Origin of the sequence: Salinicola aestuarinus (assembly GCF_003206645.1) — a bacterium.
Lineage (GTDB): Bacteria > Pseudomonadota > Gammaproteobacteria > Pseudomonadales > Halomonadaceae > Salinicola > Salinicola aestuarinus.
This window is the reverse complement of the sequence record NZ_PZJP01000017.1, coordinates 119,875-133,859: the sequence shown is the minus strand read 5'-3', so window position 1 is coordinate 133,859 and position 13,985 is coordinate 119,875. Positions and strand designations below refer to the sequence as shown.

The window sequence follows — 13,985 nt, the reverse complement described above, 5'->3', positions numbered from 1 at the left end:
CACGGCCCAGAAGAGACGGTTTCGCAGGCGTGTGTCGCGGTGGGAACCTTGGCGGGGCACGGTACAATCCTTGAATCAGCGAACGAATGGATACCCCCGGCCCCCCGTGGTGTGGCGAGACGACAGGCGTCTTGCAGAAACCGGGGGCGGTGGGTATTCGACGAAAGGCGACAGTTTACGGGAATCTGCCAACCGATGCGTCCATCTCTGGTCTTCGCCCACGCCAACGGCTTCACCGGGGCGAGCTATCGCACGCTGCTGGATCCGCTGGCCGAGCGCTTCTCGCTCTATCCGCTGGATTGCCTCGCGCACGACCCCGCCTTCCCGGTCGATCGCAACTGGTCGTCGCTCTGTGATGAGTATCTCGACCAGACACAAGGCATCCCCGCGCCGTTCATCGGCGTCGGTCACTCCATGGGTGGCGTGCTCTCGATCATGGCGGCAGTGCGGGCGCCGTCCCGGTTCCGCGCCGTCGTCGCACTCGACCCGCCGCTGCTGCTCGGGCGTGACGCGCTGGCGCTCAAGCTCGCCAAGTTGACCGGCTTTGCCGACCGCATGACGCCGGCGCGAAAAGCCCTGCGGCGCCGCGACCAGTGGCCGAGCGGCGAGGTGATGAGTCGCTCGCTGCGCCAGCGCGCCCTCTTTCGGGACTTCACCGATGAGGCGATGGCGGACTATGTCGCCGGCGCCACCGAACCGGCGTCCGCGGGGGCCGTGAGGCTGCGCTTCAGGCCGCGAGCCGAAGCGGCGGTGTTCCGCCATCTCCCGGATCATCTCGGTGGCGTGCTCAAGCGCCTCGAGGTGCCGTTGATCGTGCTCGCCGGTGATCGCTCGGCGCTTCTCACGCCGCCAAGGCGTCGCGCGCTCTCGCGCCTCGGGGTGACCGTCCACGAGGTGCCCGGTGGCCACATGTTTCCTTTCGAGCATCCCGAGGCCACCCGCGCGGGGATTGTCGATGCGCTCGCCTCGCTCGAGGCGCTTTCCCATGTCGGCTGAGGCGCTATCGCTGAACGGGGGGCGCCATGCGGCGCTCTGCTGGGGACGGCGTGATGCGCCGATCTGGCTGGCGCTTCACGGCTGGCTCGACAATGCCGCGAGCTTCACGCGGGTCGCCCCGCTATTGGTCCGGGAGCTTGATATTCGACTGGTCGCGGTGGATCTGCCGGGTCATGGCCATTCCGCAGCGCGGGGAGAGGGGGCGGACTATCCGATGCTGGGCTATCTGCCGGACGTGGTCGACGTTCTCGATGCGCTCGCCCTTGAGTCGGTGACGCTGCTGGGGCACTCGCTCGGTGCGAGCATCGCCACCCAACTGGCGGCCGCGCTACCGGAGCGGGTCGAGCGCCTGGTGCTGATCGACGGTTTGATCGGCACCACCGTCGAGGTCGAAGAGGGCATGGACCAGTTGCGCCTGGCGCTGCAGTCGCGCCGGCGCGTCCGTGCCGAGAGTCGCGGGTTCGACAGCGTCGAGGCGGCCGTCGCGGCCAGGGTAAGCGGGGGGGTAACGCGGCTGGACGAAGCGTCGGCGCGTCCCATCGTCGAGCGTAATCTCGCCCGAGATGCCAATGGCCGTTTCCAGTGGCGCACCGATCGCCGCCTGACCTGGCCGTCGCTGTCGCGACTCACGCCGGCACAGGCGCTGCACACGGTCGAGCGGGTGGTGGCGCCGGCCCTGTTGGTGCAGGCGACCCAGGGGGTGCTGGCGGGACAAGCGCTCGCCGCGACAGCGCGTCAGCGCATGCCACAGCTCACCCGTCGCGTTCTAGCGGGCGGTCATCACCTGCATCTGGAGCGGCTGCAGGTTGCGGCCGTCGCGGCAGAGATCGTCGCCTGGACCCGACGCCAGATGGCGGCTGCCGGCTGACAGTGAGCGAAAGCCGTCGGCGAGGGCTTGCGGGAATCGCAGTCGGTGCGGAGCGAACCGTGCGGGGGTGGATGAATGCGGAGCGTCAGAGCGTGTCGCAATCAGCGCTCGTCACGGTCGTCGCGCGTGCGCAGCAGGACGTAGACCGCGCCCGTGCCGCCGTCGACGTCACTGGCCGAGCAGAACGCCAGCACTCGGGACCAGTGCTTGAGCCAGGCGTTGACGTGGCTCTTGATCACCGGATAGTCGACGCCGCTGGCGCGGGTGCCCCGGGCCTTGCCGTGAACCACCAGTACGCAGCGTGCGCGGGTGGCGAGGGCGTCATCGATGAACGCCTCCAGCTCGAGCCGGGCTTCGTCGATGGTGTAGCCGTGGAGATCGAGACCGCCTTCCCAGCCGATCTGGCCGCGCTTGAGCTTGGCGAAGGTCCGCGCGGGCAGATCGGGAATCGCAAATTCGAGTCGCTGATGCGGCGTGACCGCCTCGACACCGCCATCGGAGAGCTGCGAGCGGGCGGCCGTCGTGGCCTGCGTCGCCGCCGCCCGGCGCGCCGCGGCGCCGGGCGGCGTCTTGCGGGGACGGCCGACGTTGGCGCGGTTGGTTTTCAGCTTGCGCACGCCGGCGGCTTCCAGCGCCTGACGAAAGGCGTTGTGGTCGTCATCGTCATCGGGAAACTGGGTCATCGCGGCCTGCCTCTATACCTGCCGAGTGGATTGCTGAAAGCGTCGGGTTGCGCCGAGGGCCGTGTGCCATGGGCGACCCAAGGCGGGCATTGTGATCTCGAAGGCGCCTAGGGTAATCGGTTCCGGGCGGATTTGCCTTGTCAGTGTCACCGCGGGGAGGGCGCAAGCGTCTCCCGGTGCCATGTAGCGCAACATGCAGGTACAATCGGGCTCCGTTTTTCGCCCCACGAGCCTTTTCCCATGTCTTCGATGCCGTCGAGCCTTGCGCTCAGCGACGATGCCCTCGCCACCGACCTGATCAGCATTCGCGACTGCCTGCGCTGGTCCACCAGTGAATTTCACGCGCACCGACTGCATTTCGGTCACGGCACCGACAGTGCCTGGGACGAGTCGGTCGCGCTGGTCCTCGGCGCGCTGCATCTCCCGTGGGACGTCGATCCGGCGGTGCTCGATGCTCGCTTGCTGGCCTCCGAACGCCAGCGCATCGTCGGGCTGGTGCGTCAACGCGTCGAATCGCGCCTGCCGCTGCCGTATCTGCTGGGCGAGTCGTTCTTTGCCGGCTTCCCCTTCGAAGTCGACGAGCGTGTGCTGATCCCGCGCTCGCCCATCGCGGAGCTGATCGAGCAGGGCTTCGCGCCCTGGTTCGAGATGCCGCCGGCGCGGGTGCTCGACCTCTGCACGGGCTCGGGGTGTATCGGCATTGCCACCGCCCTCTACCTGCCGACCGCCGAGGTGGATCTGGTCGACCTGAGCGTGGACGCGCTGGATGTTGCCAAGGCCAATATCGTGCGTCACGACGTGGGGCGCCGGGTGCGGGCCGTCGCTTCCGATCTCTTCGATGGGGTGGCGGGTCAGCGCTACGACCTGATCGTCAGCAATCCGCCCTACGTCGACGCGCGGGATCTCTCCGCGATGCCGGCGGAGTATCGCCACGAACCGGACCTGGCGCTCGGGGCCGGTCGCGACGGCCTGGACATCGTGCGACGCATCCTGCGCGAGGCGCGAACCTACCTCAACGATGGCGGCGTACTGATCGTCGAAGTCGGCAACTCCCAGCGTCATCTCGAGGCCGCCTTTCCCGAGGTCGAATTTCTATGGCTCGAGTTCGAGCGCGGCGGCGAGGGGGTTTTTGCCCTCTCCGCCGAGGCGCTGGACGCGCATGCCGACACCTTTGCCGCCGAGCCGGTCTGAGACCGTCGGCACTCGTCACGCACTCATTCGACGCATCGAACGGCCAGCGTCAGCGGGCCGACCGTCACCCCCCATCATCGAGGATCGCGCATGTCCGGCAATACCTTCGGCAAGCTGTTCACCGTCACGACGTTCGGTGAGAGTCACGGCCCCGCGCTTGGCGCCATCGTCGACGGCTGCCCGCCGGGGCTAGTGCTCGATGAGTCGATGCTGCAGCGAGATCTCGATCGCCGTCGCCCCGGGTCATCGCGGCACACCACCCAGCGCCGCGAGCCGGATGCCGTGCGCATTCTCTCGGGTGTCTTCGAGGGGAAAACCACCGGAACACCGATCGGGCTGATGATCGAGAATACCGATCAGCGCTCCAAGGACTATTCGAAGATCAAGGATCAGTTCCGCCCGGCGCATGCAGACTATACCTATCACCACAAATACGGCGTTCGTGACTATCGCGGCGGGGGCCGCTCGAGCGCCCGCGAAACGGCGATGCGGGTTGCCGCGGGCGCCATCGCCAAGGCGTGGCTGGCCACCCGGGGCGTCAGCGTTCGCGGCTACATGAGCCAGCTCGGCCCCCTCGAGATCGACTTCAAGAGCTGGGAGGGCGTCGACGACAACCCCTTCTTCTGCCCGGACCCGGAGAGGTTGCCGGCGCTCGAAGCCTACATGGATCAGCTACGCCGCGACCAGGACAGCGTCGGCGCCAGGATCACGGTCGTCGCCGAGGGCGTGCCGGTGGGGCTTGGCGAGCCAGTGTTCGACCGCCTCGATGCGGATCTGGCGCATGGCCTGATGGGGATCAACGCGGTCAAGGGAGTAGAGATCGGCGACGGCTTCGCGACGGTCTCGCAGCGCGGCAGCGAGCATCGCGACGAGATGACGCCGGAAGGCTTTCTCTCCAACCACGCCGGGGGGGTGCTCGGCGGGCTCTCCAGCGGCCAGCCGATCGTTGCCCATCTGGCGCTCAAGCCGACCTCGAGCATTACCCAGCCCGGGCGCTCCATCGATGTCGACGGCCATGCGACGGAAGTCGTCACCAAGGGCCGCCATGACCCCTGCGTCGGGATTCGCGCTACGCCCATCGCCGAGGCGATGATGGCGCTGACGCTGATGGATCACTGGCTGCGTCACCGCGGCCAGAACGCCGACGTTCACGTCGATACGCCTCAGCTCGGTCAGCGTTGAGGCGGCCCGACGTCTCTACTGTCATGACGAAAGGCCCCGAGAGGGGCCTTTCGTCGTTAGGGGGCGCGGAGAACGGCACCGGCGACGAGAGTAGGGTCAATCGAGCGACAGACGGGCCGTCTCCAGCTCGGCGATCATCGCGCGACCGGCATTGGAAAGCGTGCGTTCGGTGTGAACCAGATAGCCCAGTCGGCGAACGATCGCCGGGTGTGCCACCTCGAGCGCCACGATCTCGCCATCGATCATGCGCTGGGGCAGCACGCTCCAGCCGAGCCCGATGCTCGCCATCATCTTGAGCGTCTCCAGATAGTTGGTCGATAGCGCCACCTCGACGGCGAGCCCCGCCCGGGTGAAGGCGTCGACGACGATATCCCGGGTGAACGTCAGCGGCCCGGGCAGGACTGCCGGGTAGTCGACCAGGTCGGCAAGCGAAAGCGAACCGCGCCCGGCGAGCGGGTGCTCAGGGGCGCAGACGAAGCGGAGCTGGTCGACCCATATGGGAATCGACTCCACCTGCGGGTTCGGCTGCGGCGCAAGCGTCACCACGGCCAGCTCGATCTCCCCGGAGAGCACGCCATGATAGGCCTGCTCGGAGTCCAGAAAGCGCAGGTTGAGCTCAACGTCCGGGTAGGCCTGAGTGAACGCCTTGAGCACCGGGGGCAGTCGATGCAGCCCGACGTGGTGACTGGTGGCCAGCGTCAGACTGCCGCGCACCTCGCCGCTCAAGTTGGTGAGCTGGCGCCGGCTGTCCTCGACCAGCTGCAGAATCTGCCGCGCCCGGGGTAGCAGTAGCCGGCCCGCCTCGGTGAGCCCGACGCGGCGGTTGATCCGATCGAAGAGCTTGGCGCCGGTCTGCGACTCCAGCGTGGCGATACGCTTGCTGATGGCGGGCTGGGTGAGATGAAGCTGCTCACCGGCGAGCGAAAACGAGTGCAGGTCCGCCACCGCGATAAAGGCCTGAAGGCTCTGCGTATCCATGAAGGCTCCCGTGGTGGTGCGAGCGGTCGCGACAGGCGAGGGTGACTGTCGCCGACATTCCTTTAAGGAATTCAAAGCATGATAAAGATGAATTGTCTTTATGCGAACGAAAACCGTAAGGTGGCATCACGATCCCGGGCGCGGCAGCGCCGGATGCGGGAGGCGGCGCCGTGCCGCCTTCCCCGGATAACCAGGTCGACGACGCCGCGCAGACGGCGAGCGACGGAGGAGAGAACCGATGGCAGCCCAGACACTTTACGACAAGCTGTGGACGCAGCATTTGGTGACCAGCCGCGACGACGGCTCGGCGCTGATCTATATCGATCGCCACCTGCTGCACGAAGTCACCTCGCCGCAGGCCTTTGAGGGGCTGCGTCTGGCGGGACGCAAGCCGTGGCGGCGTGATGCCAACCTGGCGACGCCGGACCACAACGTGCCGACCACGCGCAAGGAGCGCTCGGCGGGCAATGCCGGCATCCTCGACGACGTCTCGCGGATTCAGGTCGAGACCTTGGACGCGAACTGCGAAAGCTTCGATATCGAAGAGTTTCGCATCAACGACGAGCGGCAGGGCATCGTCCACGTGGTCGGGCCGGAGCAGGGCGCGACGCTGCCCGGGATGACCGTCGTCTGTGGCGACTCCCACACCGCCACCCACGGCGCCTTCGCCGCGCTCTCGCACGGTATCGGCACCTCCGAGGTCGAGCACGTGCTGGCGACCCAGTGCCTGATCGCGCAGAAAATGAAGAACATGCAGGTGCGAGTGGAGGGTGAGCTCGGCCTCGGCGTCACGGCCAAGGACATCGTGCTGGCGGTGATCGGTCGCATCGGCACCGCCGGCGGTACCGGCTATGCCATCGAGTTCGCCGGCAGCGCGATTCGCGAGCTCTCCATGGAAGGGCGCATGACCATCTGCAACATGGCGATCGAGGCCGGCGCTCGTGTCGGTCTGGTCGCGGTGGACGACAACACGATCGAGTATCTGCGCGGTCGCCCTTACGCGCCGAGCGCCGAGCAGTGGCCGGCAGCGGTCGACGCGTGGCGCGAGCTGGTCTCCGACGCTGACGCTCCCTTCGACAAGGTGGTCGAGCTCGACGCCGCGGAGATCGAACCGCAGGTGACCTGGGGCACCAGCCCGGAGATGGTGGTCAACGTCTCGGCCAACGTGCCGGATCCGGCCGCTGCCGAGGACGAGACTGTCGGCCGCGGCATGACTCGCGCGCTCGACTACATGGGCCTCGAGGCCGGGCAGAAGATCACCGACATCCGCCTCGACAAGATCTTCATCGGCTCCTGCACCAACTCGCGCATCGAGGATCTGCGCGAAGCGGCCAAGGTCGCCCAGGGTCGCAAGATCGCAGCCAATATCCAGCTTGCGATGGTGGTGCCGGGCTCGGGACTGGTGAAGCGTCTCGCCGAGGCCGAGGGGCTCGACAAGATCTTTACCGAAGCCGGCTTCGAGTGGCGCGAGCCCGGCTGCTCGATGTGTCTGGCGATGAACGCAGACAAGCTGGGCGCCGGCGAGCGCTGCGCCTCCACGTCGAATCGCAACTTCGAGGGCCGTCAGGGTTACGGCGGGCGCACGCACCTGGTGAGCCCGGCGATGGCCGCGGCGGCAGCGATCGAAGGGCACTTCGTTGACGTGCGTGACTACGACTACGCCCCGACCGATGCGCTGAGCGCCTGAGGAGAAGCACCATGAAAAAGTTCGAACGCCTGCAGGGGCTCGTTGCGCCGTTGGATCGTGCCAACGTCGATACCGACCTGATCATTCCCAAGCAGTTTTTGAAATCGATCAAGCGTACCGGCTTCGGCCCGAACCTGTTCGACGAGCTCCGCTATCTCGACGAAGGCTATCCGGGCCAGGATGCATCGCAGCGACCGCTCAATCCGGAGTTCGTGCTCAACCGCCCGCGCTACCAGGGTGCCGAGGTGCTGCTGGCGCGGCGTAACTTCGGCTGCGGTAGCTCCCGCGAGCACGCTCCCTGGGCGCTGGATGACTTCGGCTTCCGCGTGGTCATCGCCCCGAGCTTTGCCGACATCTTCTACAACAACTCGTTCAAGAACGGCATCCTGCTGATTCCCATGGCGGAAGAGACCGTCGAACGGCTGTTCCAGGCAACCGAGGCCCACGAGGGATACCGGCTGGATATCGATCTTGCCAAGCAGCGCGTTATCACCCCGAGCGGTGAAGAGATTCCGTTCGACGTCGATCCCTTTCGCAAGCACTGCCTGCTTGAGGGGCTCGACGACATCGGCCTGACGCTGGAGCAGGGCGGGGCTATCGCCGAGTTCGAATCGCGCCACCGCGCCGCGCAGCCCTGGCTGTTTCGAGATGTCTGAGGCCCCGGCGAAGAACGATCACGGTGCGGTGGTCGAGCGCCAGTTCGGCGCTCAGGCGAGTGCCTACCTCAGCAGCAGCGTGCACGCCCAGGGACAGGAGTTCGCGCAGCTGCGGGAACGGGTCGGCGCGATCGCCGAGGCGCGCGTGCTGGATCTTGGCTGTGGTGCCGGTCACGTCAGTTTCCAGGTGGCCGAGCTGGCTCAGCATGTCGTCGCCTACGATCTGTCACCGCGGATGCTCGAGGTGGTGGCCGGCGCCGCTGCCGAACGGGGCCTGGACGCGATTGAAACCGTGCAGGGCGTTGCCGAGTCGCTGCCGTTCGCGGACAACAGCTTTGACGTGGTGTGCAGCCGCTTCTCCGCGCATCACTGGCGTGACGTCGGGCTGGCGCTGCGTGAGGTGCGACGCGTCCTGAAGCCGGGCGGGCTGGCCGCATTCATTGACGTGACGGCGTCGGAACAGCCGCTTTTCGATAGCTTTCTGCAAAGCGTCGAGATGCTCCGCGACACCAGCCATGTGCGCGACTACACCCCCAGCGAGTGGGCACAGATGGTTGGCGAAGCCGGGCTGGTGATGACCGCCAGTTCGCGACAGCGTCTTCGCCTGGATTTCGGCACTTGGATTGCCCGCATGCGCACGCCGGACGTGATGCGCGACGCGATTCTCCATTTACAGCGTCAGGTCGGTCAGGAGGTGCGCGACGCCTTCGAGATCGCCGACGACGGCTCCTTCACGACCGATATGCTGGTGTTGTGGGCGACCAAAGAACACGCTTGAGGAAAATGCATGAGCAAGAAGATTCTGGTGCTGCCGGGTGACGGTATCGGTCCGGAGATCACCACCGAAGCGGTCAAGATTTTGAACGCCTGCCGCGATGCGGGGCTCGACGTCGAGCTCGAGCAGGCGCTGGTCGGCGGGGCGGGCTATGACGCCGAGGGCGATCCGCTGCCGGCCGCCACGCTCGACAAGGCAAGGAACGCCGATGCGATTCTGCTTGGTGCCGTCGGCGGGCCACAGTGGGACACGCTGGAGGATCTTTCCAAGCGCCCGGAAAAGGGGCTGCTGGGGCTGCGCAAGAATCTGAACCTGTTCGCCAACCTGCGACCGGCGTTGCTCTATCCGCAGCTCGCCGAGGCGTCGACGCTGAAGCCGGAGGTGGTTTCCGGGCTCGACATCATGATCGTGCGCGAGTTGACCGGCGGCATTTACTTCGGCCAGCCCCGTGGCATCGAAGAACGCGACGGCGAACGCGTCGGCTACAACACCTATGTCTACTCGGAGTCGGAGATCGAGCGTATCGGCCGCGTCGCCTTCGAAATGGCGCAGAAACGTGGCGGCAAGCTCTGCTCGGTGGACAAGGCCAACGTGCTCGAGGTCACTATCCTCTGGCGTGAGGTGATGAACCGTCTGGCGCCGGAGTATCCGGATGTCGAGCTGTCGCACATGTACGTCGATAACGCCGCCATGCAGCTGGTTCGCGCGCCCAAGCAGTTCGACGTGGTGGTGACCGGGAACATGTTCGGCGACATCCTCTCCGACGCCGCGGCCATGCTCACCGGCTCCATCGGCATGCTGCCGTCGGCGTCGCTCAACGAGCACCAGCAGGGCATGTACGAGCCGTGTCACGGCAGCGCGCCGGATATCGCGGGCCAGGGCCTGGCCAACCCGCTGGCGACGATACTGTCTGTGGCGATGATGCTGCGCTATTCGCTGGGCCAGGCCGAGCTTGCCGCACGCATCGAGCGCGCCGTGGGACAGGTGCTCGACGACGGTCTGCGCACGGCGGACATCGCCTACCCCGGGACGCGCCAGGTTTCGACCCGCGAGATGGGTGATGCCGTGCTGGCGGCCTTTCTCGAGGCGTGAGCCGAGGTCGTAGCCGAGGTACGCTAGACTCACATCGGCGGCCGCCTGCGGCGGCCTCGAACCCTATTCAATTTCAACGTATCGCGGGGTAGTTCAACGATGCTGAAAGTCGGATTCGTCGGTTGGCGCGGAATGGTCGGTTCCGTGCTGATGCAGCGCATGCTGGATGACAACGATTTCGCCGGGATCGAGCCGGTCTTCTTCTCCACCTCCCAGACCGGCCAGCCCGGTCCGGACATCGGGGTCGAAGTGCCGCCGCTCAAGGACGCCAACGATATCGATCAGCTGCGGGCGATGGACGTCATCCTCAGCTGTCAGGGCGGAGACTACACCGGCGCGGTCTATCAGAATCTGCGGAAAGCCGGCTGGCAGGGCTACTGGATCGATGCGGCGAGCACTCTGCGCATGGCCGACGACGCGACCATCGTGCTCGACCCGGTCAACCGTGGGGTCATCGACGCCCAGCTCGACCGCGGCGCCAAAACCTTCGTTGGCGGCAACTGCACCGTCAGTCTGATGCTGATGGGACTGGGCGGTCTGTTCGAGGCGAACATGGTCGAGTGGATGACCTCCATGACCTATCAGGCCGCCTCCGGCTCCGGTGCCAAGCACATGCGTGAGCTGCTCAACCAGATGGGCGCGCTCCATGCCTCGGTGGCCGGCGATCTGGCCACGCCCTCGAGTGCGATTCTGGATATCGACCGCGACGTCACGGCCAACATGCGTGGCGGTGATTTTCCGGTCGACAACTTCGGAGCGCCGCTGGCCGGTAGCCTGCTGCCGTGGATCGACAAGGCAATGGAGAACGGCCAGAGCAAGGAAGAGTGGAAAGGCGGTGTCGAGACCAACAAGATTCTCGCCACCGGCGACAGCCCCATTCCCATCGACGGCCTTTGCGTGCGTATCGGCGCGATGCGCTCGCACAGTCAGGCGTTCACCATCAAGCTGAAGCAGGATGTGCCGCTTGACGAGATCGAAGACCGTCTGGCGCGTCACAACCCCTGGGTCAAGGTCGTGCCCAACACCCCCGAGGCGACGCTACGGCAGCTGACCCCGTCGGCGGTCAGCGGCACCATGGACGTGCCGGTAGGGCGGCTGCGCAAGCTGGCGATGGGCGGGGAGTACCTGACGGCCTTCAGCGTCGGCGACCAGCTGCTCTGGGGGGCGGCAGAGCCGCTCAAACGCATGCTCGGTATCCTTCGCGAACGCGTCTGACTCAAGGCCTGACGTGTTGTCATTCGAGGCCCCGGGGATCCCTTCCCGGGGCCTTTTGCGGTCGGGCCGTCAAGTTTGCCCTGTCCGCCGCCGATGAACGTATCGATTCGCTGAACGTAGTTACCCATTCCGACGTTCACTCCATCGTCACGTTCACGAGGCTTCGATGCGCCACCGGCTCTCTCTCCCACTCGGCGTGTGGCTTTTCGCGCTGACGCCACTCGTGCATGCCCTGGGGCTTGCCGAGCCCACCGACACTTCCGCGCTCAATCGCCCGCTCCATGTCGTGCTGCCGCTGACCGATAGCGACGCTGTGTCGATGGCTGACATCAGTGTCCGCGTCGCCGATGCCGACGCCTATCGCCGTGCCGGGCTGGTGCCGACAGCGCTGAGCGACACGCTGGCCGCACAGGTCGAGTCGGTAGGCGGTCGCCCCTCCATCGTGCTCGACAGTCCGCGGCGAGTTCGCGACCCTTTCGTCGACCTGCTGCTGGTGATCACCTGGCCCCAGGGACAGTGGCAGCGGCAGGTATCGCTGCTGTTCGACCCCGTCGACTACGCCCAGGCCCCCCCGCTTCTGGAGAACGCTGGTGAATCGGTGGGTCGCGACTCGACCCCGCCGCCAACCGGCCAGTCCGAGTCCTTGCGTGCTGGCGCGGCATCGCCCGCGGTCACGCGGCCGCGCAGCGGGCGTGAGCGCCGCTGGCCCACCTCGCTGCGCGTGCGCCCCGGGAGTACGTTATCGAGCCTTGCGGAGACGCTGGGCGAGCAGGGCGTGGCGCGGCGCTCGGCAATGCTCGCACTCTATCGTGCCAATCCCTCGGCGTTCGTTGCCGGCGACAGGGACCGGCTACGCGCCGGGGTGACGCTCAGCGTCCCTGCGAAGTCAGCTGTCGCGGCGATCTACATGTCACAAGCGCTCGGTGACTGGGCCGAGGCCTCGAATGGCGAAGCCTCGAAGCCGGCCGTTGAGGAAGCACTTGACGACACCCAGGGGAGCGACGTGTCGCTGGCGGCACTACGTCAGCGCGTCGCAGCGCTGGACGCCCAAGCGGCGCGCCAGCGGGAGACGATCGCCGCGCTGACGGCCGAACGCGATCGGCTACAGGCACGCGTCGGCCACGCTGGCGAGGCAGGCTTGGTGGGGCAAGCGCTCGCGGCGGTGCCGATCGCCGAGTCCGTTGTCCTGGGGCACTCGGCAGGGTCATCGCCGCCTGATACCGGTGGGGCGTCGATGCCGGCCGGCAAGGGCGGAAACGACATCGAGGCATCGCCCGAGGGTCAGTCGGGCATGGCGACGGATGCGTCGCCGGCTTCAGACGGCGTCGTCGATTCGGTCGGCGATGCCGTGGGCGATGTCGTGGGTGATGACCCATCGCTGAGTCATGGCGTCGCGCCGGACGTTGCGGCCAGCGACACGCCATCGTCGGCGGCGGCGTCGCCAGCGATGGGCTTGCTCGTCGAACAGGGGCGGTGGTTGGCCGCCGCGCTCCTGCTGCCGCTGTTCTATGTCGCCTGGCGACGCCGTCAGCGTCGGCATCGTGTCAGCGAGCCGGCGGCGGCGTCCGTCGAGGTGCCATCGGCGGCCGACAGGGGCGGTTCGCGAGACGAGACGAGGGAGGCCGATAGCGCCTCGATCAGCCAGGCGGACATCTTCATCGCCTATGGCCGCTATGCCGAGGCGCGGGAGTGGTTGCAGCCGCGACTCGCCACGCAGGAAGACGCCAAGCAGCGTTTGGCGTTGATTCGGGTCCATGGCGAGCTCAGAGAGATGGAGGCGATGGAGCAGGCATTTCGCGAGCTGCCGGATGACGCGCCTCGGGCCCAGCGCCAGCAGGCGCAGTCGCTGGTCGATCACTATCGGGCACGCTACGTCGATGAGAGCTGGGCAGAGGCCACGGCCGGCGAGGTGTCGAGTGAGCCCACGCCGGAGGCCGCCAGCTCCCCGACCGCTACCGGTGACGCCGCGATGGCTTCTGCTGCCGGCTCCGTGACGGCCAGCGAAGCAGTGGACTCGCTGTTCGAGTCGGCTGCCGGCGCTGACGCGAGCGGCCGTGACGTGCCCCGAGCTGACATGGCCGTCGATGACGCCGCGCCCGATCGGATCGATGCCGAACGATATCCCAACGACGGGGTTTCGGTGACGAGCGACGCGGGCGAAGTCTCGTCATTCAGTGCCCTCTCTGCCAGTGTGGCTGCGGCCGTCGGCCCCCTGCCAAGGCAAGCGGTGGCGCCTGATGCGCCGGTTCGCGGTCGACCGTCGACCACCATCGAGTATGTGCCGCCGCCGCTTGAGCGCGAACCCCACACTGATCTCGTGCCGGACGATGACTCGACTGGCGCTGGCGGAATCCGCCTGCCCACGGTGTCGTTCCCGTCGCTCTCCAGCGGGTCTACCGCCGCCGGCACCCAGGCTCACGCCCCGCTCGGCTGCCAGGACGAATCGGCGCCGCAGCAGACGCCGGGGGCCAGCAGTCACGCGCCGCAGTCCGGCTCGGGCGCCGGGGAGTTGGCATCGAGTGACCGTGGCCACCCTTTAGCGGCCTCCGGGGCGCTAAAGGGTGGAACGATCCCCGCCGAGTGGGAGGTAGAGGAGGTGGAATTCGAGCGGCCGCATCGGGATAATAGCCGCCTCTAACGATTTCCCCGACGCAAGTCTCGA

The 13,985-nt window shown here is 66.9% G+C and carries 12 protein-coding genes; 10 read left to right on the top strand and 2 right to left on the bottom strand.

The genetic code is table 11. The features are described 5' to 3' along the window. Window positions 1-195: 195 nt before the first annotated feature. Both DOM41_RS15950 and DOM41_RS15945 read left to right on the top strand, forming a co-directional pair. Entirely contained in the window at window positions 196-996 is an 801-nt protein-coding gene (locus DOM41_RS15950; RefSeq protein ID WP_110687842.1) for an alpha/beta fold hydrolase, read from the top strand. Then, window positions 986-1,864 carry an alpha/beta fold hydrolase gene (locus DOM41_RS15945; RefSeq protein WP_110687841.1) on the top strand — a complete coding sequence of 293 codons (879 nt, stop codon included), beginning with the start codon at window positions 986-988 and terminating at the stop codon, window positions 1,862-1,864. Before DOM41_RS15950 ends, DOM41_RS15945 begins: the two co-directional genes overlap by 11 nt. A gap of 101 nt (window positions 1,865-1,965) precedes the next feature. On the opposite strand, the gene DOM41_RS15940 is transcribed toward DOM41_RS15945, so the two are convergent. Then, the gene (locus DOM41_RS15940; protein WP_110687840.1) at window positions 1,966-2,547 is read right to left on the bottom strand and encodes a Smr/MutS family protein; all 582 of its coding nucleotides are present in this window, start codon (window positions 2,545-2,547) and stop codon (window positions 1,966-1,968) included. A gap of 240 nt (window positions 2,548-2,787) precedes the next feature. On the opposite strand from DOM41_RS15940, the gene prmB reads away from it, so the two are divergent. Next, window positions 2,788-3,738 (top strand): 50S ribosomal protein L3 N(5)-glutamine methyltransferase, encoded by a 951-nt coding sequence (prmB, locus tag DOM41_RS15935; RefSeq protein ID WP_110687839.1) that lies wholly within the window; start codon window positions 2,788-2,790, stop codon window positions 3,736-3,738. Window positions 3,739-3,828: 90 nt separating this feature from the next. Further along, a complete protein-coding gene (gene aroC / locus DOM41_RS15930) occupies window positions 3,829-4,920 on the top strand; it encodes a chorismate synthase (RefSeq protein WP_110687838.1) in 1,092 nt (363 codons plus the stop codon). A gap of 96 nt (window positions 4,921-5,016) precedes the next feature. Here the strand turns inward: aroC and DOM41_RS15925 are convergent, their stop codons facing one another. Next, complete coding sequence (locus DOM41_RS15925) at window positions 5,017-5,898, bottom strand: LysR family transcriptional regulator (RefSeq protein WP_110687837.1); 882 nt, start codon at window positions 5,896-5,898, stop codon at window positions 5,017-5,019. 238 nt (window positions 5,899-6,136) lie between these two features. On the opposite strand from DOM41_RS15925, the gene leuC reads away from it, so the two are divergent. From leuC to DOM41_RS15895, 6 genes are all read left to right on the top strand, one after another. Then, window positions 6,137-7,585 carry a 3-isopropylmalate dehydratase large subunit gene (gene leuC / locus DOM41_RS15920; RefSeq protein WP_110687836.1) on the top strand — a complete coding sequence of 483 codons (1,449 nt, stop codon included), beginning with the start codon at window positions 6,137-6,139 and terminating at the stop codon, window positions 7,583-7,585. A gap of 11 nt (window positions 7,586-7,596) precedes the next feature. Beyond that, the gene (leuD, locus tag DOM41_RS15915) at window positions 7,597-8,241 is read left to right on the top strand and encodes a 3-isopropylmalate dehydratase small subunit (protein ID WP_110687835.1); all 645 of its coding nucleotides are present in this window, start codon (window positions 7,597-7,599) and stop codon (window positions 8,239-8,241) included. Next, window positions 8,234-9,019, top strand: a complete 786-nt coding sequence (locus DOM41_RS15910) for a class I SAM-dependent methyltransferase (RefSeq protein ID WP_110687834.1) — start codon at window positions 8,234-8,236, stop codon at window positions 9,017-9,019. The genes leuD and DOM41_RS15910 overlap by 8 nt, the downstream gene beginning before the upstream one ends. Window positions 9,020-9,028: 9 nt before the next feature. Then, window positions 9,029-10,108, top strand: a complete 1,080-nt coding sequence (leuB, locus tag DOM41_RS15905; protein WP_110687833.1) for a 3-isopropylmalate dehydrogenase — start codon at window positions 9,029-9,031, stop codon at window positions 10,106-10,108. 99 nt (window positions 10,109-10,207) lie between these two features. Next, on the top strand, window positions 10,208-11,323 hold the full coding sequence (asd, locus tag DOM41_RS15900; RefSeq protein ID WP_110687832.1) for an aspartate-semialdehyde dehydrogenase: 1,116 nt from the start codon (window positions 10,208-10,210) through the stop codon (window positions 11,321-11,323). Between the two features lie 166 nt (window positions 11,324-11,489). Next, the gene (locus DOM41_RS15895; protein WP_110687831.1) at window positions 11,490-13,961 is read left to right on the top strand and encodes a type IV pilus assembly protein FimV; all 2,472 of its coding nucleotides are present in this window, start codon (window positions 11,490-11,492) and stop codon (window positions 13,959-13,961) included. Window positions 13,962-13,985: the final 24 nt, after the last annotated feature.